The organism is Ancylobacter sp. FA202, from assembly GCF_000380205.1.
Classification (GTDB): domain Bacteria; phylum Pseudomonadota; class Alphaproteobacteria; order Rhizobiales; family Xanthobacteraceae; genus Ancylobacter.
The window spans coordinates 3,675,857-3,692,213 of the sequence record NZ_KB904818.1; the positions used below are offsets into that span (position 1 = coordinate 3,675,857).

21 protein-coding genes and 1 pseudogene are annotated in these 16,357 nt (G+C 64.2%); 1 reads left to right on the forward strand and 21 read right to left on the reverse strand.

What is annotated here, in order from left to right:
* Positions 1-104: 104 nt before the first annotated feature.
* The 3 genes from A3M1_RS0116810 to A3M1_RS0116820 are packed head-to-tail and all read right to left on the reverse strand — an operon-like array spanning position 105 to position 1,838.
* Positions 105-944, reverse strand: coding sequence for an MBL fold metallo-hydrolase (locus A3M1_RS0116810; protein ID WP_018390160.1), 840 nt, complete (start codon positions 942-944; stop codon positions 105-107).
* Between the two features lie 16 nt (positions 945-960).
* Positions 961-1,287, reverse strand: coding sequence for a hypothetical protein (locus A3M1_RS25140; protein ID WP_038196877.1), 327 nt, complete (start codon positions 1,285-1,287; stop codon positions 961-963).
* 5 nt (positions 1,288-1,292) lie between these two features.
* On the reverse strand, positions 1,293-1,838 hold the full coding sequence (locus tag A3M1_RS0116820) for a hypothetical protein (RefSeq protein ID WP_018390162.1): 546 nt from the start codon (positions 1,836-1,838) through the stop codon (positions 1,293-1,295).
* Positions 1,839-2,007: 169 nt separating this feature from the next.
* Between A3M1_RS0116820 and A3M1_RS0116825 the strand changes: the two genes are divergently transcribed.
* Complete coding sequence (locus A3M1_RS0116825; protein WP_018390163.1) at positions 2,008-2,907, forward strand: LysR substrate-binding domain-containing protein; 900 nt, start codon at positions 2,008-2,010, stop codon at positions 2,905-2,907.
* 18 nt (positions 2,908-2,925) lie between these two features.
* On the opposite strand, the pseudogene A3M1_RS25940 reads toward A3M1_RS0116825, so the two are convergent.
* The 18 genes and pseudogenes from A3M1_RS25940 to A3M1_RS0116905 all read right to left on the reverse strand — a co-directional run.
* Positions 2,926-3,054 (reverse strand): annotated as a pseudogene (locus A3M1_RS25940) (DUF3363 domain-containing protein); the annotation flags it as partial.
* Between the two features lie 51 nt (positions 3,055-3,105).
* Complete coding sequence (locus A3M1_RS0116830) at positions 3,106-3,987, reverse strand: LysR family transcriptional regulator (RefSeq protein WP_018390164.1); 882 nt, start codon at positions 3,985-3,987, stop codon at positions 3,106-3,108.
* 88 nt (positions 3,988-4,075) lie between these two features.
* Positions 4,076-5,248: an MFS transporter gene (locus tag A3M1_RS0116835; protein WP_018964048.1), complete on the reverse strand. Its 1,173-nt coding sequence runs from the start codon at positions 5,246-5,248 to the stop codon at positions 4,076-4,078.
* Between the two features lie 16 nt (positions 5,249-5,264).
* The gene (locus A3M1_RS0116840) at positions 5,265-5,663 is read right to left on the reverse strand and encodes a heme-binding protein (protein WP_018390166.1); all 399 of its coding nucleotides are present in this window, start codon (positions 5,661-5,663) and stop codon (positions 5,265-5,267) included.
* A 140-nt stretch (positions 5,664-5,803) separates the two neighbouring features.
* Complete coding sequence (locus tag A3M1_RS0116845) at positions 5,804-6,100, reverse strand: putative quinol monooxygenase (RefSeq protein WP_018390167.1); 297 nt, start codon at positions 6,098-6,100, stop codon at positions 5,804-5,806.
* 52 nt (positions 6,101-6,152) lie between these two features.
* On the reverse strand, positions 6,153-6,869 hold the full coding sequence (locus tag A3M1_RS0116850) for an IclR family transcriptional regulator (protein WP_018390168.1): 717 nt from the start codon (positions 6,867-6,869) through the stop codon (positions 6,153-6,155).
* Positions 6,870-6,999: 130 nt separating this feature from the next.
* Complete coding sequence (locus tag A3M1_RS0116855; RefSeq protein WP_018390169.1) at positions 7,000-9,048, reverse strand: relaxase/mobilization nuclease domain-containing protein; 2,049 nt, start codon at positions 9,046-9,048, stop codon at positions 7,000-7,002.
* A 292-nt stretch (positions 9,049-9,340) separates the two neighbouring features.
* Positions 9,341-10,255, reverse strand: a complete 915-nt coding sequence (locus A3M1_RS0116860) for a lytic transglycosylase domain-containing protein (protein ID WP_245261715.1) — start codon at positions 10,253-10,255, stop codon at positions 9,341-9,343.
* A gap of 4 nt (positions 10,256-10,259) precedes the next feature.
* Positions 10,260-10,595, reverse strand: coding sequence for a DUF736 domain-containing protein (locus A3M1_RS0116865; protein WP_018390171.1), 336 nt, complete (start codon positions 10,593-10,595; stop codon positions 10,260-10,262).
* 66 nt (positions 10,596-10,661) lie between these two features.
* On the reverse strand, positions 10,662-11,219 hold the full coding sequence (locus tag A3M1_RS0116870; RefSeq protein ID WP_018390172.1) for a S26 family signal peptidase: 558 nt from the start codon (positions 11,217-11,219) through the stop codon (positions 10,662-10,664).
* Positions 11,216-11,737: a DUF2840 domain-containing protein gene (locus tag A3M1_RS0116875; protein WP_018390173.1), complete on the reverse strand. Its 522-nt coding sequence runs from the start codon at positions 11,735-11,737 to the stop codon at positions 11,216-11,218. The genes A3M1_RS0116870 and A3M1_RS0116875 overlap by 4 nt, the downstream gene beginning before the upstream one ends.
* Positions 11,734-11,988 (reverse strand): hypothetical protein, encoded by a 255-nt coding sequence (locus A3M1_RS25945; protein ID WP_026221355.1) that lies wholly within the window; start codon positions 11,986-11,988, stop codon positions 11,734-11,736. Before A3M1_RS25945 ends, A3M1_RS0116875 begins: the two co-directional genes overlap by 4 nt.
* Entirely contained in the window at positions 11,985-12,623 is a 639-nt protein-coding gene (parA, locus tag A3M1_RS0116885; protein WP_018390175.1) for a ParA family partition ATPase, read from the reverse strand. Before parA ends, A3M1_RS25945 begins: the two co-directional genes overlap by 4 nt.
* Entirely contained in the window at positions 12,620-13,714 is a 1,095-nt protein-coding gene (locus A3M1_RS0116890) for a replication initiator protein A (protein WP_018390176.1), read from the reverse strand. The genes parA and A3M1_RS0116890 overlap by 4 nt, the downstream gene beginning before the upstream one ends.
* Positions 13,715-13,984: an AlpA family transcriptional regulator gene (locus A3M1_RS0116895; protein ID WP_018390177.1), complete on the reverse strand. Its 270-nt coding sequence runs from the start codon at positions 13,982-13,984 to the stop codon at positions 13,715-13,717.
* A 191-nt stretch (positions 13,985-14,175) separates the two neighbouring features.
* The gene (locus A3M1_RS0116900) at positions 14,176-14,667 is read right to left on the reverse strand and encodes a DUF2285 domain-containing protein (RefSeq protein ID WP_245261717.1); all 492 of its coding nucleotides are present in this window, start codon (positions 14,665-14,667) and stop codon (positions 14,176-14,178) included.
* Positions 14,668-14,713: 46 nt separating this feature from the next.
* Positions 14,714-14,968, reverse strand: coding sequence for a transcriptional regulator domain-containing protein (locus A3M1_RS26920; RefSeq protein WP_085930255.1), 255 nt, complete (start codon positions 14,966-14,968; stop codon positions 14,714-14,716).
* A gap of 264 nt (positions 14,969-15,232) precedes the next feature.
* On the reverse strand, positions 15,233-16,075 hold the full coding sequence (locus tag A3M1_RS0116905; RefSeq protein WP_018390179.1) for a DUF932 domain-containing protein: 843 nt from the start codon (positions 16,073-16,075) through the stop codon (positions 15,233-15,235).
* Between the last annotated feature and the right edge of the window lie 282 nt (positions 16,076-16,357).

Below are 16,357 nucleotides of genomic sequence, written 5' to 3' on the forward strand. Positions count from 1 at the left end.
CGCTTCCATCATAGCCCTCGACAGCAGCGAAGGGCCGAGGGCCAGCACCCCGCAGCGGATGCTCTTCGGTTTCGAACGTAGCTCGCGCCGACAGCGGCACGCGCTCATTCCTCATATGCGACACCGTAGGCCAGCTTTTTTCGCTCGATCCGTGCGAAGCCGGGTTCGTCGAGGTGCATGCCCGCGATCAGCAGTTGCTCTGCGGCCACGCAGTCCAGAAGCCTCGATCGCGTATCGGCGGCGAGATGCATATCCTGATCGAACGCGATCGACACCTCCGGGCGCGGGACCTGAATTTGCGGGAAATGAACGATGTCGCCCCAGACGAGTAGGCTCTTGTCACCTGAATCGAGACGATAGCCGGTATGCCCGGCGGTATGTCCCGGAAGCGGCATCGCCGTGATGCCGGGCAGCACCTCGCCGCCCTCAAAAGTGCGTAGCCTGTTGCGATAGCCATCGAACGCCTGACGCGCCACGAGGAAGTTGCCGCGGGCGCGCTCGGGCGCGCGGCTCAGATTGCCGTCATCCTGCCAGAACGCGACTTCTAGGTGGTGGGCGATAAGCTCGGCGTTCGGGAAGACGGCTTCGCCTGAAGCGTCCATCAGCCCCCCGACATGATCGGGATGGGCATGCGTCAACAGGATCGCGTCGATCTCGCAAGGTTGGATGCCCGCAAGCAGAAGGTTCGTTTTTAATTGGCCACCCCACTGTTTGAATCCACCAGCTCCGGCGTCGATTAGGATCGTGCGACCGCCGCTGCGCACCAGGTAGCAGTTGATATGGATCGAGGTGTGATCCGTTATCCCCGCATTTTCCTGCATGCGGGCGGCGTCGAAAGGGTCGATATTCGCGAGGAAATCGAAACTGGCGTGGAGATAGCCATCGCTGACGGCGGTAATTGTTAAATAACCGACATTCTGGGTCGGTAATGTAAGCTTAGACATCGTGTTCTCCAGCAGCTCAGTTGCGCGCGTGAATGTTCGACGCCGCATAGCCAAAGCAACGGATGCGCGCGGTGAGGCCGATATTGCGCTTGATGGCCTCGTCCAGCCCTTCCATGAACCGGTCCATGACTGGCGGCGTCCGAAATGGCTCAAGGCGATATTGGATCTCTGCAAAAGCGGGATGCCCCCGGCCATGCCGGACAGCGACATAGACGATATGCACGTTCGCCAATGCTGCCCGGAGAATGCCGGTGCAAAGTTCCGTGCATTGCTCCGTGAGGTCTGCGAGTGCTTCGTCCGGCGGCATCCTGTCTGCAGGAATATAGATCGTAACATTCGGCATCGGTGCTACCGCGCCTTCCCGAGAGCGGCGTCACCGTCGCTCGTCAACTGCGCCGTCATCGGCACATAGACATGGACGCCTTCAGATAGATGCTCGATGTCAGGCACGCTGCTGCGCTCCACCTTGGCGAGCCAGCGGTGTTCCGGAAACTTCTCCATAGCGACTGCCTGGATCGCATAGGGGGTGAGGCCCAGCCGGATCAGAGGTTCGGGGCCTGTGGCGCTCAACGCCAGATATTCGCCCTCATCAATGGCCGGCGCTCGCTCGATGCCGCCATAGAGGTTCCGGTGCCAGTCGGTGATGTGCTGTTGCCAGCGTGCGAAATTGCCGCCGCCCTTCTGGCGGTATTCCTCGCCCGTCAGGATGTCGAGGCCGTCGATCGAATGGATGGCGAGATAGACGGGGCAGCCGCGGCTCAACGCCTTGAAACGCTGCGAGGTGTGGAAGCCGGTCACCGAAATGAGAGCTGGCAGCTTGTCCAGGCTGTAAAAGTCGTTCCATTCCGCTTCGCTGCTCGGATCGGCAAAGCTGCATTCCACCGTATAGATCATTGCATCACCTTTGACCGAAGGCATGGAGCTTTCGGCCTTGTCTATCGTTGATATTTTCTCATGATAGACTGGTTATCTCTGCCGATATATCGACAATGGATCATGCTTCAGTGATCTAATATCAAGGTGGCGGCGGAGCGAATGCCGAACCGGCCTGTCAGGAACCGTCATGCGCCGCAAGATTCCGAGCAATTCCGCACTCATGGCGTTCGAGGCGTCGGCGCGTCATGGCAGCTTCGCGCGCGCGGCCGACGAACTAGCCCTGACCGAAGGGGCGATCAGTCGGCAGATCGGCCGGTTGGAAGCCTTCCTCGGCGTCACGCTGTTCGAGAGAGTCGGCAATCGCGTCCGGCTTTTGCCGAATGGAGAGCGTTATGCGGCTCAGGTTCGCGAAACACTCGACCGGCTGGAACGAGACAGCCAATATCTGATGGGGCAGCCGAGCGATGGCGCGAGCCTCGACATCGCAATCCTGCCGACGTTCGCCACGCGTTGGCTCATCCCGCGTCTGAAGCCGTTCCAGGAGCGGCATCCGAATATCACCCTGCATCTTGCGGAACGGATGGAGCCATTCGTTCTCACCGGCAGCGGGTTCGACGCCGCCATCCATTTCGAGCATCCTGCCTGGACGGGAATGCGGACGCACCGCTTGCTGCATGAGGTGCTGGTTCCGGTCTGCCATCCGGCGCTGATCAGGGGCCGAGACCCTGGAGCGGCCCTGGATGAACTGCCGCGCCTTCATCGGCGCCAGAACCCGGATGCCTGGCAACACTATGCGCAGGAAACCGGGATCGCCCTGACCAACCCTGCTATCGGTCCACGCTATGATCTTCACTCCATGCAAATCGAAGCCGCGTTGGCCGGTCTCGGCGTTGCGCTCGTGCCGCGCCTCTATATCGAAAGCGAACTGGCGGAAGGTCGCTTGGTCGCGCCTTGGCCTGATGGGGAGTCGATCTCCAAGACCTTCTGCCTCATCCTGCCGGAGCCGATCCGGTTGAGTGAAGGTCCAATACAGGTGTTCGCGAACTGGCTCCTCGAGGAGGCGCGATCGTCAAATCCAACGCTTTGAAGGCGACCTCCGAATCCGTCACAATCCAAGCCCCTTCTGCCGGCCCAATTGCCACGACACCGATCCGCTCCGAACAATACCCGTTACCTCCCGCCCAAGCTGCTGGTCGATCACTGGTCGCCAGGGGACCAATGTGAACTCGTGGCTCACCAGATCGCCGAAGCCTTGGATGTCGAGCCGGCTGTACTGGTGACGACATCAGGCTGAGCGGCCCCTTTCATCGGCAAGGTCGAGCAGGTTTTTCAGCGCCGGGCTGCGGTTCTGCGGGGACCACACCGCGCTGAATCGAGCGCGTTCCGTCTCATCGGCAATCGGCAGAAACACGACGCCTGGAAACGGCACACACGTTGCGGCTTCGGTCATGAGCGTGATCCCTTCGCCATCCGCGACCATGTGCATCAAAGTGTCACGGCCCACATCGAAGCGGCGAATGCTAGGCGCTCTTTCCCGCTCGGTGATCCGCCTGACGATATGATCGTGCAGTTGTAGTCCGGCCCCTCCCTTTAGAACAAGGAAGACTTCCGCCACAAGATCTGACCACGAAAAACCCCCAGCCATGGTCAGCGGATGACCCATTGGCAAGGCAATGACAAACGCCTCAGTCCATATCTGGCGGGAATGGCAATCTGGAGAATCCACGGCCCCGATGACGAAGGCGATGTCGAGCGTGCCTTCACGGACTTGCCGGATCGTCTCGGCGGGCCGACCTTCGGCAATGACCAGTTCGATATTCGGGTAATCCTGCCGATACCGGCGTCGGAGATCGCCAAGGAAGCCAGCCGCGATAGAGGAATGCAGACCGATATGGAGGTGGCCGGCCGTCCCAGTTGCGATCGCGCCGGCTGTTTTGACGGCAAGATCGAGATGCTCGATACCGGCTGAGACTTCCTTGACGAAGCATCGTCCGGCCTCGGTCAGCCGGACACCGCGATGACGGCGTTCGAACAAAAGGATGCCAAGATCTTCCTCCAGCGCCTTGATGCGCGTGCTGACGCTGGACTGGCTGACACCAAGGAAATTCGCCGCGTGGCGAAAGTTGAGGTATTCGGCGACGGCCAGTGCCTGGACGAGTGATGCCATCGGAATCCGTGAACCGAGCAGCGACCGATGACAAAGGCTGTTACCGTCTCTCCGCCTCATGCCTATAATCCCTGAATAAACACTCGATCTATGCAGAGCGCTGACGCGCATCGACGGGGCGCAACCCCATCTGCACGATCAGGAGCGCCACGACAGCGGCGGCGACCGCCGCCCAGGGCGTCGTCAATATGCCCGGTCCGGCAACAAGCATCCCGCCCAGAAAGGATGCCCCCGAAATTCCAAGATTGAAGGCGGCGATATTGAAGCCGGAGGCCGTGCCGACGGCACCAGGAGCCTCAGTCTCGGCAATCGCGACGACACCGGACTGTACGATCGGCGAGATGGCGAAGGCGAAGACGCCCCAGACGGCAAGAACGGCGAACATCGCCACGACATGGCTCGCGGCGAACGGCAGCACGGCCAAAGCGACGATGAGGCCGACCAGGACGACTCTGAGCGCAGGTCTGGCCCCCATCCGGTCCGATAAACGCCCGCCGAGAAGATTGCCGATCACCGTGGCAATACCGAACACCATCAAAGCCAGGCTGATGGTTTCCTCACTGACGCCCGTCACCTGTGTCATCAGCGGCGAGAGATAGGTGAACACGACGAAGGAGCCGCCGAAGCCGAAGACCGTGACGAGATACATCGAAAGCAGCCGCCGATTGCCGAGTAGGCCGAGTTGCGGCAACAGCCCCGCGGGCGGCGTATGCGCAATAGACCTAGGCAACCAGATCAGCAGTCCCATGACGCTGATCGCACCGAGCAACGCGACAGCCAGAAACGGAGCGCACCAGCCGAGATGTTGGCCAACGAAAGCGCCGAACGGCACGCCGACCACCATGGCGACGGTCAGCCCCGCGAACATCAGCGATACCGCCTGTGCCGACCGGGACTTGTCGACGAGCGAGGTCGCGACCGTCGCTCCGATTGAGAAGAACACGCCGTGCGCGACGCCCGTGACGATCCGGCCGGCTAGCAGCAACTCGTAGCCGGGGGCGAAGGCGGCCATCAGATTGCCGAGGGTGAAGATGACCATAAGGCCAATGGCAAGCGGGCGGCGCGCCAGACGCCCCGTCAGCGCCGTGAACGTCGGTGCGCCGAGCGTGATCGACAGCGCGTAGAGGCTGACGAGCAACCCCGCCGTCGGGATCGTAACCCCGAGGTCGCGCGCCATTTCCGGGATCAGCCCGACGATGACAAATTCGGTGGTGCCGATGGCGAAGGCCGACACCGCCAATGCGAACAGTCCAAGTGGCATGTCAGCCTCCTTCTCGTTACGACAGAAGGGAGGCGGCAGCCGCCTGAGCGATGTCTTCGTCGGCCTCGACGGTCGCGCCCGCGACGCCAACGGCCCCGGTCACGAATCCGGCCTTGTCGCGCAGTACGACGCCGCCTCCGAAGCTGATCAACCCGCCATTGGTGTTTTCGAGCGTGTAGACCGCGCCGGCAGGCCGAGCCGCCGCGCCAAGCGCCGCACTATCGGTCTGGAAAAGTGCGGCGGTGCGGGCCTTCTTCTGGCTGACATCGATAGGACCGATGTTGGCACCGTCCATTCGTGTGAAGGCAACGAGATGACCTGCCGCATCCAGGACGGTGATGCTGACGGCGAAACCGCCCTTGACCGCTTCCGAGCGGGCGGCGGCAATAACTGTTTCCGCGATTGCAATATTCATGATTGACTTCTCGTGTTTTTGAGGAAGCCTGAATACTACGCATCGAAATCAATAATGGAACAAGAGGATTTTCAGAACTGCGTATATTCAATGATGTTGAACAGGGATCGTCGCGGGCATTGACACGGCCCTCTGTCCGCTCACGCCACTCTCTCCAGTACCATGACGCGGCTTTCATTTGCGACGTGTGGCGGCAACGCGCTGATCAACTCCAGAAAATGCGGCGATTGTTCATGGGCCGACAGCGCGGTCTGATCGGCCCATCGCTCGATGAACACGAATCGGCTGGCATCAGCCTGATCCCGATACAGCGTATAGAGGCGGCACCCCGCTTCGGCTCGGGATGGCGTCACACAAGTCTCTAAGATCTTGGCAACGACCTGTTCTCGGCCGGGCTTGGATTGAACGATCGCAATCACCTCAACTTCACGGGGCATGGGAAGTTCCTATCTTTTCATGGGTGCGGATGAAGACCGTTCCGGCGCGCTTTCACTGCACCTTCGCCACCTCTTTCATCATCATCCAGGCCAGGTCAGCCAATCCATCGCGCGACAACCGGGCGGCAGGGCCGCTGAGACCAATGCTTGCGCGGACTTCCCCGCGTTCACGCCACGGCACGGCGACGCAATTGAGGCCCGGAAGATATCCTTCCAGATCGAGGGCGTAGCCGCGCGTTGCAACGGCGTCGATCTGCGACTGAATATCTGGCCCAAGCGCATCTTCGCGCATCGTGAGCACCCGCTGGCCAAGACCAGGCATAAAAGCGAGGAAGACGAGGCCGATCGCCGAGCCCTCAAGGCGCTCGCGTTCGCCGATAGGGCTTGATGTTCTCAGCGTTTGATCCGACTCGATGGCGTCGAGGTAATAGACTTCGTCTCCACTCGGCACGGCAAGATAGACGGTCTCACCAGTCGTCTTTGCGATCACTTGCAGCGCTGGGCGCAGACGCACACGCAGCGCGCCGTCATCACCGGCAATACGGGCAAGGTTCAAGATGCGCCCGCCCAGGTGATAGCGCGTGTCTCCGATCCGCCTGTGAACATAACCGAGATGATCGAGCGTCTTGAGGATGTTGTGCGCCGTCGTTTTGCCGATCCCGGCCTGGTCAGCGATGTGGGCAAGTCGCGCCGCGCCGCCTTCACGGGCCACGATCTCCAAGATAGCAACCGCTCGCTCAATCGACTGAATTAGTTTGGCCTGTACCATCGCGCCCTTTCGGATTTTGAGTACTATAGCACAAGATGATCATAAAAAGTTCAGCATTGTTGAATTAGATCTGATTTGGGCGCAACGAGAGGCGGGCACTAAACGCGGTATGGCCATAACGCCGAAACGACTAGAGCCCCAACCCCTTCTGCCGCCCCATCTGCCACGACACCGATCCGCCCTGCACGATACCCGTCACTTCCTTGCCGAGTTGCCGGTCGATTACCGGCCGCCACGGGACCAGCGTGAACTCGTGGCTCTTCTCAACGATGGCGAACTTGCCGCTGGTGAGCTGGACGGTCCCGGTGAAAGTGCCGGTGACGGTCTCGCCGTCGCCGGCCGCGCGGAACGGCATGGGCCTGGTGGCCGCCAGCTCCGCCCCGGCGCGGGCGACCTCGCGCTCTTCCAACGTCGATAGAAGATCGCGGCGATAGAGGACGCGGCCGTTCTGCTGACGGGTGGCGTCGCTTTGCTCGATCAACCGCTCGCGGCGACGGTCCATGGCCTGGGCCACGTCCTGTCCGAACCCCGCCGGTGCGATGTCTGACGGGCCGCGCCCGACCAGCTTCCGGTCGAGCCACGTCGCGCCATCCGCCGTGATCTGCTTTTCCAGATCGAAGGTCGAGAGGACACGGATGTTGAGTTGGCGGCCCTGGCCCGCATCGTGGGCGGCAGCGCGGACCTCGAAGTCCCGCGGGATGCGCCACTGGTCGGCGTCGATCCGCTCGGCGATGCCGGCACGGCCCAGCGCCTCCAGGCGGCGAACATGGGCATCGACAAAGCCGTCATAGTCACCGCCGGGCACCCGGCCATCGAAGCGGGCCTGCTCCAGATGTCGGCTCGGTCGATAGATGCCGTCCTCGGCCATGCCGGCGATGGCGCGGTCGGCCGGGCGTGGTCCGGCGTCGGTCGCTTGGATCTGAATGACGCTGCCGATGCGGGCGTCCGCGACCTTCGCCTGATCGACGCCGGAGATGTGATGCGTGCGGCCATCGATGCCGTCGATCACCAGCGTCAGGTTCTCGCCCAGTTCGTCGGAAAGATGCTTGTCCACCACGCGGCCGACGATCGGCGTCGCGGGCGCGGCGTCGTGTATCTGGAAGCTCATCGGGTCGCGTTCATGCCCCTCGGCGCGCATCGCCTTCTGTATGGTGCGCACGATGTCGCCGCGCTCGCCCATTTCGCGCAGCGTCGGCTCCAGCCGGTCGCTCAGTTCCCAGATGCCGGGCGACGGTTCGATGGCGAGGCCCATCTTCTCCAACTTACCGAGACGGCGGATGCGCAGCGTCCGGTCTTCCCAGCCCCGCGCATCATCGGGCGCGTGGCGCAGATCGAGCGCACCGCCATCGGCTTCCTTCAGCATCGCCCGGTCGATGCGGGTGAAGCGGTCCTGATCGATCTCGGCCGTCAGCTTGCGCCGCTGCTCGATCTCGGTGACGGGACCGAGTTCCAGCGTCGCCAGCTCGCTCGCCCGTTCGCGGATGCCGTTGGCGAGATAGTCGCCGTTGATGACCAGATCCTCGCCGAGATCGTCGCGGCCGTTGACGATGACATGGACATGCGGATGGCCGGTGTTGAAGTGGTTGACCGCGACCCAATCGAGCTTCGTGCCGAGGTCGGCTTCGAGCTGGCGCATCAGGTCGCGGGTATGGCCGGTCAAGTCTTCGATCTCGGCGGCGTCTTCCGGCGAGACGATAAAACGGAACTGGTGACGATCGTCCTTGCCGCGATCGAGGAAGGCGTCGCCATCGGCGCGGTCCTCGGTCGCCGAATAGAGCCGGCCGCGCTCGCCGTCGCGCGAGGTGCCGTCGCGCTGGATATAGCGCAGATGGGCGGCAGCCTTGCCGCTCTTGCCGGCGGCGCGGACCGAGCGCGATTTGACGATGACACGGCGGCTGCCGGCCTGACGATGGTTCCAGCCGTTCGACAGGTTGCGGGCGCGGACGAAAGCCGCGCCGCGCCCGCGCTTGACGCCTCGGCCGGACGCAACCGCGCCGTTGCGGCCCGGCCCTCCGGATGCTCCGGAGCTGCCGCGCGACACCCGATCGGAAGCCGCGCCCTGCTGGCGCGCGATCTTCCGAACCTTGGTGAGGAAGCTCTTGGCCTGGCCGGCCTTCGTCGCATCGGAGCGGATGCGGCCGGGCTTCGGCCGGAAGCGGTTGTCGTCGTCGGCGCTCATCGGCGGCAACCCGCCCGAAACCGCCGATTCCGGGAAAGAGTGCCGCGAAGAACGTGGCAGATACTGGCTTTACCGCGCCTCGCGGCACCATGCAGGCTCGGCGACGGTGCCGCCCCAAACAGTGTGCAGACAAGGGCTTGCCCCCCGGATCGTACCCATGGGGTGCCGTCCGCTTTAATCTTGCCCTCCCGCCTCTCTGCCCCTTCTGCCCGTCCTGACCCTGATTCCGCCTGATCCGATCCATACACGCTGCACACTGGAACGGACCGCCGGGCACACCCAACCGCCATGCTCATCGTGGCCCTCCCGTTTCTGTTCGGGCCACGAACAGGCCGCCCGATTGCGGCGCGATCGCCGAGACATCGCCCACGGGCGTTGCAGCCGGAGTCTCATTCGACTGCACAGCATCGGCGGACGATGTGCGCTCAGCCTGCGCGACGAATAGCGGCGCGCGGGTCCATGACTGCGGATCGGCCGCCGCGACTTCGACCGGCGCGGTGATCGCGCCGCCGCCGATCAGCGGTGCGAGCGTGGCGACATAGGCGCGCGTCTCTGCGGGCAACGGACGGCCCGCGAGATGCTCTTCGTATCGACCGGGACCGGCATTGTAGGTGGCCAGAAACCCCGGCGATCCGTAGCGGTCGTGTAGCTCGCGCAGATACGCCGCGCCCGCCAGAATGTTGTCGCGCGGATCATAGGGATCGCTGCCGAGCCGATGCCGGGCGCGCAAATCGTCCCAGGTCGCCGGCATGATCTGCATCAGACCCATCGCGCCCTTGGACGAGATCGCCCGCACGTCATTGGCGCTTTCGACGCGCATGACGGCCCTAATCCAGGCGGCCGGAATGCCGAACCGCTGCGCCGCCTCGGCGATGTGCGCGGCATGAGGATCGGCCCGGGATTGGCGATGGGCCGGCTCGGGCTGCGCCTGACAGGGCAGCGGCATTACGACGGCGAGCACGATCGAAAGGAAAAGGACCGCCGATCGGACGGGCATCCTGTCTCCGTATCGACGCGAGCCTGCCAGCGTGCTCGCTACGGTCAGGGGTTCGCGCGAAGCGCCGATCTTCGATCGCTCTGGACCTTCGCTCCGCGCGCCGGCCGACAGATCGTCGAGCGGGACGAAGGGATGAGACGGTCTGTTCGCGAACAAAGGGATGGGACTTCGACGGGACAGCAGGCGCTCAATTCTGAAGGGATAGCACATGGGATCACTCCCGCTCGCCGCGCTTGACCGGGCGCGTCCAGTGCAGCGACCAGGCGGCCCCGCCGTCGTCGTCGCGGAACAGGTTGGCGCGGATCGGTTGCGGCAAGGCCGGATCGTCAATCAGCAGCGAGATGTATTCGCCGGCGCGCTCGCCGGTGCGTTTCCAGCCCGCGCCGATCTCCGGCCCGTCATCGGCGCCGTGGTGGATGCGATAGTCCGGCGCGTTCTCGGCATCGGACGGCTCGGCCGGCACGATGGTGAGTTCGCGGTAGAGCGTGAGCGTATGGACGCGCCCGATGAAGCCTGTTGTCTCGCGGGTGAATTGGCCGATCTGCGGCATGGAAGTCTCCTCGATGTGGGGGTTGGGTGGAAGCCGGCGCGCGCCATGCCCGCCGGAATCGGGCGGTCAGCGCGACGTTGCTGCGGTTTTGGCGCGCCAGACGAAGCGGCCGTCGCCGTCCTCGTCGGTGTAGATCGGCGTCGCACGACCGATGACGGCGCTCGCCGGGATCGGACCGAAATAGCGGCCGTCCAGGCTGTCGCGGGCATCGGCGTTCATCGGGAATATCTCGTCACCGGCGATGCGGCGGCAGCCGTTCCACACCGGCAGGTCGCGGCCCGATCGGTCGCGGTCGAGCGCCGCGCCAAGTTCGACGCCATCGATCGTGATGGTGCGGCGGATGCGGCAGACATCTTGCCCCGCCAGTCCCATGACGCGCTTCAAGAGCGGCACGCCGCGGCCGATATAGCCGCGCGCCACCATGAAGTCGGCGAGGTGTTCGGGCGGATCGACCGCGACCAGATCGGTGACGGTCAAGTCGCCGGGCGGATCGATGGCATAGAGGCCGATCGGTGCGCTGGCGGAGACGTTCCAGACCAGTCGCGTCGGCGTCGGGATGAAGGACGCGATGGCGACGCCCATGATGGAAAAGTACGTCACCATCACATAGCCGAAGCGGGTCATGGCTCGGCCCTCCGGCGCAGCAGGAACGCCCGATGCTGATCGGCCGTATAGGCGCGCGGCTCGTGTCCGGCGGTCAGACGGTTGTGGACGTGCCGCCAATGGTCGGGCGAAACATCCTCCGGATCGATGCCGATCGCCTGGATGGCGTCGATATGCCGGAGCACCTGTTCGACCTTGGGCCAGCCATCGATCTTAAGCAGGATATCGCCGCCGGGCCGCACGAAGGGCAGCGTCTGATAGGGTTCGCCCGGCTCCACGGTGCGCACGATGTCGATGCGCGAGATGATCGTGCCGAAGTCATTCGACGCCCAGCGGACGAAGGCGAAGATCGCACCGGGCCGGAACGAAAAGATGCGACGACGGCGGTCGAGGATGGTTTCCGCCGCGAGGTGGCCGAAACGAACCCAGTGCTCGATCTTCTTCTCGATATGAGTCAGTTCGACATGGGTCAGGTCGTCGGAGGGGTGCGCTGACGGCACGGGGCCGCCGCGCACACGGGGAGCCGCGTTGCCGGTCATGGTGTGTCTCCTTCGGTGGGTGGAAATTCGCGCGCGAGGAGGTCGCGCAGCATGTCTGCGACGGTGACGCCGCGCTGGAAGGCGAGGATCTTGATCCGGCCGCGCAGCTCGGGCGTGATGTCGACCGTCAATCGTGCGGTGAACGCAGCAGTGTCGCCCGTGCGGGGCGATGGCGGGTCTGCGGCCTTCACCCAGCTTTCGGGATCGGCTGGACGCGCCGCGAAACCGCGTTTCGGGGATCGTTCGCTCATGGCGTAAGCCTCGCGATCTCGGCAGCCAGCGCGGCTATCTCGCACGCAGCGGGACTGTCGGCGTCGATCTCCGAGGCCAGCCGCCCGGACTGCGCGGCGTCGGCGAAGACGACGCGCTGGCCGATGGTGGCGGTGAGCAAGGGCGGATCGTGATCGGCCAGCGTTTCGGCCGTCTCACGGGCGATGACGGTGCGCGCGCCACAGCGATTGAGCACGAAGCGTGCGGCAAGCTCCGGCCGGTAGATGCGCGCCTCGGTGAGCAGCGCCAGCATCTCGGCGGAAGCCCAGCCATCGAACGGCGATGGCTGCACCGGGATCAGTACGAGATCGGCGGCGAGCAAAGCCGAGCGCATCAGCCCGGCGACGCGGGGCGGTCCGTCTATGACGATATGATCGACATCGCGCGCCAGCTCGGGGGCTTCCCGGTGCAAGGTATCGCGGGCCAGGCCGACGACGCCGAACAGCCGTGGGCGGCCCTCCCGCGCCCGCTGCTGCGACCAGTCCAGCGCCGAGCCCTGCGGGTCCGCGTCGATCAGTGTGACGCGGCTACCCGTCCTTGCCCATTCTCCGGCGAGATGCAGGGCCAGCGTCGTCTTGCCGACGCCGCCTTTTTGATTGAGCAGCGCGACGATCATGGCACGCGCCTCGATCGCCCGGCGGCACCGGCACCATGGGTCGCGCCCGCGCGCGTCAAAGAAAATGAGTTAGATTCTTGGTTAGACTCTAAGTTAGCGGTCGGATTCCGCGTTTCGGGCCAAAGGTTTAACTGCGGTCCGTGCGCCCGAAATCCCGATAGTCCTGCGCCCGAAGTCCCGATACCGTTTGCGCCCGAAGTCACGAGCGCTTCAACAGCCTCGTCCACAGGCACTGTGGACAACAAGGTCGGCCGGATATGCAGTAGTTCGCGCCGCCCCTGGCGGGAGATCTTGAGCTGATAGCCGGGCAGTGGTTGGCGGGCGACGATACGTCGGATGTCGAGCGCGAAGTCGGACGGCCGCGCCAGACTGCCGGATTTTTCGTGGAGATGGGGGACCTCGAACAGCCAGCCATGCGGCTGCCGGCCGGCGTGCTTGCGAGCGACGCGGTAGAGCCAGCGTTCGATCCCGCCGGTCAGCCGGAAATAGTCCGGGTCGATGGTCAGGACCAGCGAGCGGTCGATGACGCCGCGATAGAACCAGTCGGGCAGAACGAACTCCATGCCCTCGACGCGGCCGTCATGGGTGGTCATCTCCTCCCATTCGTTGATCCAGGAGAACTGATGTCGCCGCCAACGCTCGCCATGGCGGATGGTCGTGGCGATAACGGTCGATTGCAGGCGGGCGAAGGCGCCCTTGAGCAGCCGGTATTCGCGCGCGCCGGTGCCCCGGCCGATCGCCAGCAGGAGCTGGTACGGCGTGAAGCGCAGGAAGCGCGAAGTCTTCAGGCCATGGTTCTCGGCCTCGACGATCTGCGAGGCCGCCCAGATCAGCACGTCCGCGTCCCAGATGGTCGCCATGCCATGTTCGGGCATGGCGAAGACCTCGACGCGGACGCCGCCGGATTCGTAGAGGATCGGCGTCACCCGCTTGGTCTTGGCGAGCGAGAAGAACGGCCGCTCCATGAGATCGCGCTGGTCGCGGGGCGACGCATCGCCCGTCGCGACGACGAAAGGATCGAGCCTCGCCCGCTCGCTGCCGATAAGGCGTTGCGAACGCCGTCCGGCATCGGGGGATGAACCGGCGCGCATTCAGCGTGCGCCCCGCTCGGCGGGCGTCAGGGGACGCGCTGGGAAAACGCGGGTCGCATCCTTGTCGGTCGTGGATTTGCGGGCGGCGACGGCCGTCCAGGCTTGCAGATCGTCCAGTGCATAGACGACGCGCCCGCCGATCTTGCGATAGGTCGGGCCAGTGCCGTAGGTGCGGTGCTTCTCCAGCGTCCGCAGCGAGATGCCGAGAAAGCGCGCTGCATCGGGCGTGCGCAGGAATCGGGGCGGTAGCCCCGTCTTCGGGTCGATCATGGTCGGGTCTCCGGGTCAGGTTCGGCGGCTGTCGGCGGCGACAGCGGGCTATGGCGAACCGTGGCGGAGGATCGGCGGCTTGCAGCGTGCCGGAATCGTGGGGGAACGAATCCGGCACCCGATGCCGGAATCGGAGAGGTGACGATCCGGCACCCCGAAGATGTCGGCTGAAACCGAGGCCAGGTCGCTCCTCAGCGTCGACGCCGCAGGCGGACCGGATAATGGAGCAGCTCGCGATAGCCGCCACGCATGTAGAACAGGCCGTCCGCAACGAGGCGGCGGACCTTGTTCTTCAAAGGGCTGACCTCCCAATCGTTCTTTGACCGGCCGTGAAAGCCGAACAACGCCTCGGCGATGACGCGATAACTGGCCCCGGCAAGTTTTGCATCGAGCGCGCGCAGGATCAGGATATGACGCTCGCGGGTCTGGGCCGGAAGGTCGTGCCGCCGGTCGCCCGGTGGTCGTCCGGCCAGCGCCAGCCAAAAGCGCAGCGCGGCCTCGGCGCGCAGCTCGAACAGGGCGTCGAGCGGCAGGACGACGACGAAGTTCGCCCGGCCGTCCGGCGGCGGGGCCGCGAGCCAGAAGCGATGCTCCCCGCCCGATCCGCGCCAAAGACCGTGCCAAGCGGTGTCCATCGGCGATCGTGCCGCGAGACCGGGAAGCCCCGGCAGCACAATGGGCATGGCAAAGTCGCCGGGTGGATCGCCTGATGGACGAAGCTCGAAGGCTTCAGGCTGGAGTGCGGGCGTCCAGAAGAGCGCGGCGCGATCGGCAGGCTGGTCCGGGTCCGCAGCGAAATCGCAACCCCCAGCGGTTGGAGAACGCGGTTCGCGCCTCGGTGTCGTGCCGGGATTTCCGTTTCATGCGATGGAAGTCGCGGCGATACTCGTCGTCGCGGCGGAGATATTCCCAAGCGAAGCCGGCAGCAGGAATGCTCTGAGCATGTCCATAGGCGGCCGGCGCCCGCCAGTCAGAACTCGGCATGGCGTCACCTCTTTCTTCCCATGCGCCGTCGGCGCCGGAAAGACGAAGTGTTCACAACTTGAGGTATATTTTGAACTTGCTGTTATCGGATATGTAGATCGTACAATCCGATCAATATTGGTGAATCATTACTTAACATCGCAGATGTGATTTGGCGAGCCGCTCGCCGATCCGGCTCCACGGATCGGCGGAAAATCTGGGGATGTGCGGAACCGGAAAGACGCAAAGCCGTGCAACCGGAAATCCGGCTGCACGGCTTTACGATCATCCTTGTTTCAGGCGCTGCATCCCTTCCGCCAGCGTCCAAAGCGCACGGTTCAGCCCGACATTCTGATCGATGCCGTTGATCGGGCGGGTCCGGCTGCGGCGGATACGGCCATCGGCATTGGTGCGGCGACCGTCCAGCCCGCCGCGTATCATGTTCTCCTGAATGACGTTGAACGTGCTCCACAGGCTTTGCCCGACATCCTCGCGGCGGCGCGGCGCGATGATCTGATCCGGGCGGACGGGGCTTTCGTCCTCGCCATAACGGGCGACAAGGCTCGCCTCGGCCAGCACGCGCTGTTCGTCCTGCGACAGTCTGGTGTCCTTCATAGTCTCGGTGGCGTCGATCAGGCGCGGGAAATCCTCCGCGACCGTATAGACGCCCTCGATAATCTGATCCTGTATGCCGCCCTTATGGGGAACGCGGACTTCCTCGAAGCGCTCGCCCGCAATCATGCTGTTGGTGCAAACGAAGCGCAGCATTCCCGCGAACATCTGATAGGCCGAGGTTCCATCGTGGGAATTCACGATGATGACTTCCGCCGCCTCTGGTTTGCCGATGCCGTCATCCCGGCGCAGGCGCAGCATGTGCTTGGCGTGGCCGTGGCGGCTGCCGTCGCGCGGCACCGACTGCACGGCGAAGAACGGGAACCATCCTTCCTTTCGCAGCCCCTCCACGATCTCGATCGTAGGGACGTAAACATACCGATCCGACCGGCTGTCATGCGCCTCGCGGGCGAAGACGGACGGGACGTGGCGGTAGAGGGCTTCGTTGTCGAGGGCTTCGCGCCCGCTGACCTGATGGGAATTCCGGCCGAACCGGGTGGCGAGTTGATGATACATGTTCTGTCTCCGTGGGCTTGGGTTGGAGCGCAGCGCTGCGCTGCAACCCTGGCCGTCGCCGAGACCGGGGTAGCAAGGTGCAAGGGTGGCCGGGTCGGAGGGGGATCACCCGGCCTGCACGGAACGGAGGAACGACGTGGAGGAAGGCCGGGGACACCGGCCTGGACGAGCGTCAGCGATCCCTTGCGCCGCGCGGGGGTGGAACCCCTAGCAAAACCCACCCGGCATGAGCGCCAGCGGGCGCCGGGCATCAGGATCTGATCGGGATGTGCAAAGTCGCAA

Coding starts and splice junctions, on each gene's coding strand:
- A3M1_RS0116905 (WP_018390179.1), bottom strand. CDS start 16,075: ATGTATCATCAACTCGCCACCCGGTTCGGCCGGAATTCCCATCAGGTC.
- A3M1_RS0116840 (WP_018390166.1), bottom strand. CDS start 5,663: ATGAATATTGCAATCGCGGAAACAGTTATTGCCGCCGCCCGCTCGGAA.
- A3M1_RS0116850 (WP_018390168.1), bottom strand. CDS start 6,869: ATGGTACAGGCCAAACTAATTCAGTCGATTGAGCGAGCGGTTGCTATC.
- A3M1_RS0116870 (WP_018390172.1), bottom strand. CDS start 11,219: ATGACCCGCTTCGGCTATGTGATGGTGACGTACTTTTCCATCATGGGC.
- A3M1_RS25140 (WP_038196877.1), bottom strand. CDS start 1,287: ATGCCGAATGTTACGATCTATATTCCTGCAGACAGGATGCCGCCGGAC.
- parA (WP_018390175.1), bottom strand. CDS start 12,623: ATGATCGTCGCGCTGCTCAATCAAAAAGGCGGCGTCGGCAAGACGACG.
- A3M1_RS0116865 (WP_018390171.1), bottom strand. CDS start 10,595: ATGCCGCAGATCGGCCAATTCACCCGCGAGACAACAGGCTTCATCGGG.
- A3M1_RS0116890 (WP_018390176.1), bottom strand. CDS start 13,714: ATGCGCGCCGGTTCATCCCCCGATGCCGGACGGCGTTCGCAACGCCTT.
- A3M1_RS0116895 (WP_018390177.1), bottom strand. CDS start 13,984: ATGATCGACCCGAAGACGGGGCTACCGCCCCGATTCCTGCGCACGCCC.
- A3M1_RS0116830 (WP_018390164.1), bottom strand. CDS start 3,987: ATGGCATCACTCGTCCAGGCACTGGCCGTCGCCGAATACCTCAACTTT.
- A3M1_RS0116855 (WP_018390169.1), bottom strand. CDS start 9,048: ATGAGCGCCGACGACGACAACCGCTTCCGGCCGAAGCCCGGCCGCATC.
- A3M1_RS25945 (WP_026221355.1), bottom strand. CDS start 11,988: ATGAGCGAACGATCCCCGAAACGCGGTTTCGCGGCGCGTCCAGCCGAT.
- A3M1_RS26920 (WP_085930255.1), bottom strand. CDS start 14,968: ATGCCGAGTTCTGACTGGCGGGCGCCGGCCGCCTATGGACATGCTCAG.
- A3M1_RS0116900 (WP_245261717.1), bottom strand. CDS start 14,667: ATGCCCATTGTGCTGCCGGGGCTTCCCGGTCTCGCGGCACGATCGCCG.
- A3M1_RS0116875 (WP_018390173.1), bottom strand. CDS start 11,737: ATGACCGGCAACGCGGCTCCCCGTGTGCGCGGCGGCCCCGTGCCGTCA.
- A3M1_RS0116860 (WP_245261715.1), bottom strand. CDS start 10,255: ATGTGCTATCCCTTCAGAATTGAGCGCCTGCTGTCCCGTCGAAGTCCC.
- A3M1_RS0116845 (WP_018390167.1), bottom strand. CDS start 6,100: ATGCCCCGTGAAGTTGAGGTGATTGCGATCGTTCAATCCAAGCCCGGC.
- A3M1_RS0116825 (WP_018390163.1), top strand. CDS start 2,008: ATGCGCCGCAAGATTCCGAGCAATTCCGCACTCATGGCGTTCGAGGCG.
- A3M1_RS0116810 (WP_018390160.1), bottom strand. CDS start 944: ATGTCTAAGCTTACATTACCGACCCAGAATGTCGGTTATTTAACAATT.
- A3M1_RS0116820 (WP_018390162.1), bottom strand. CDS start 1,838: ATGATCTATACGGTGGAATGCAGCTTTGCCGATCCGAGCAGCGAAGCG.
- A3M1_RS0116835 (WP_018964048.1), bottom strand. CDS start 5,248: ATGCCACTTGGACTGTTCGCATTGGCGGTGTCGGCCTTCGCCATCGGC.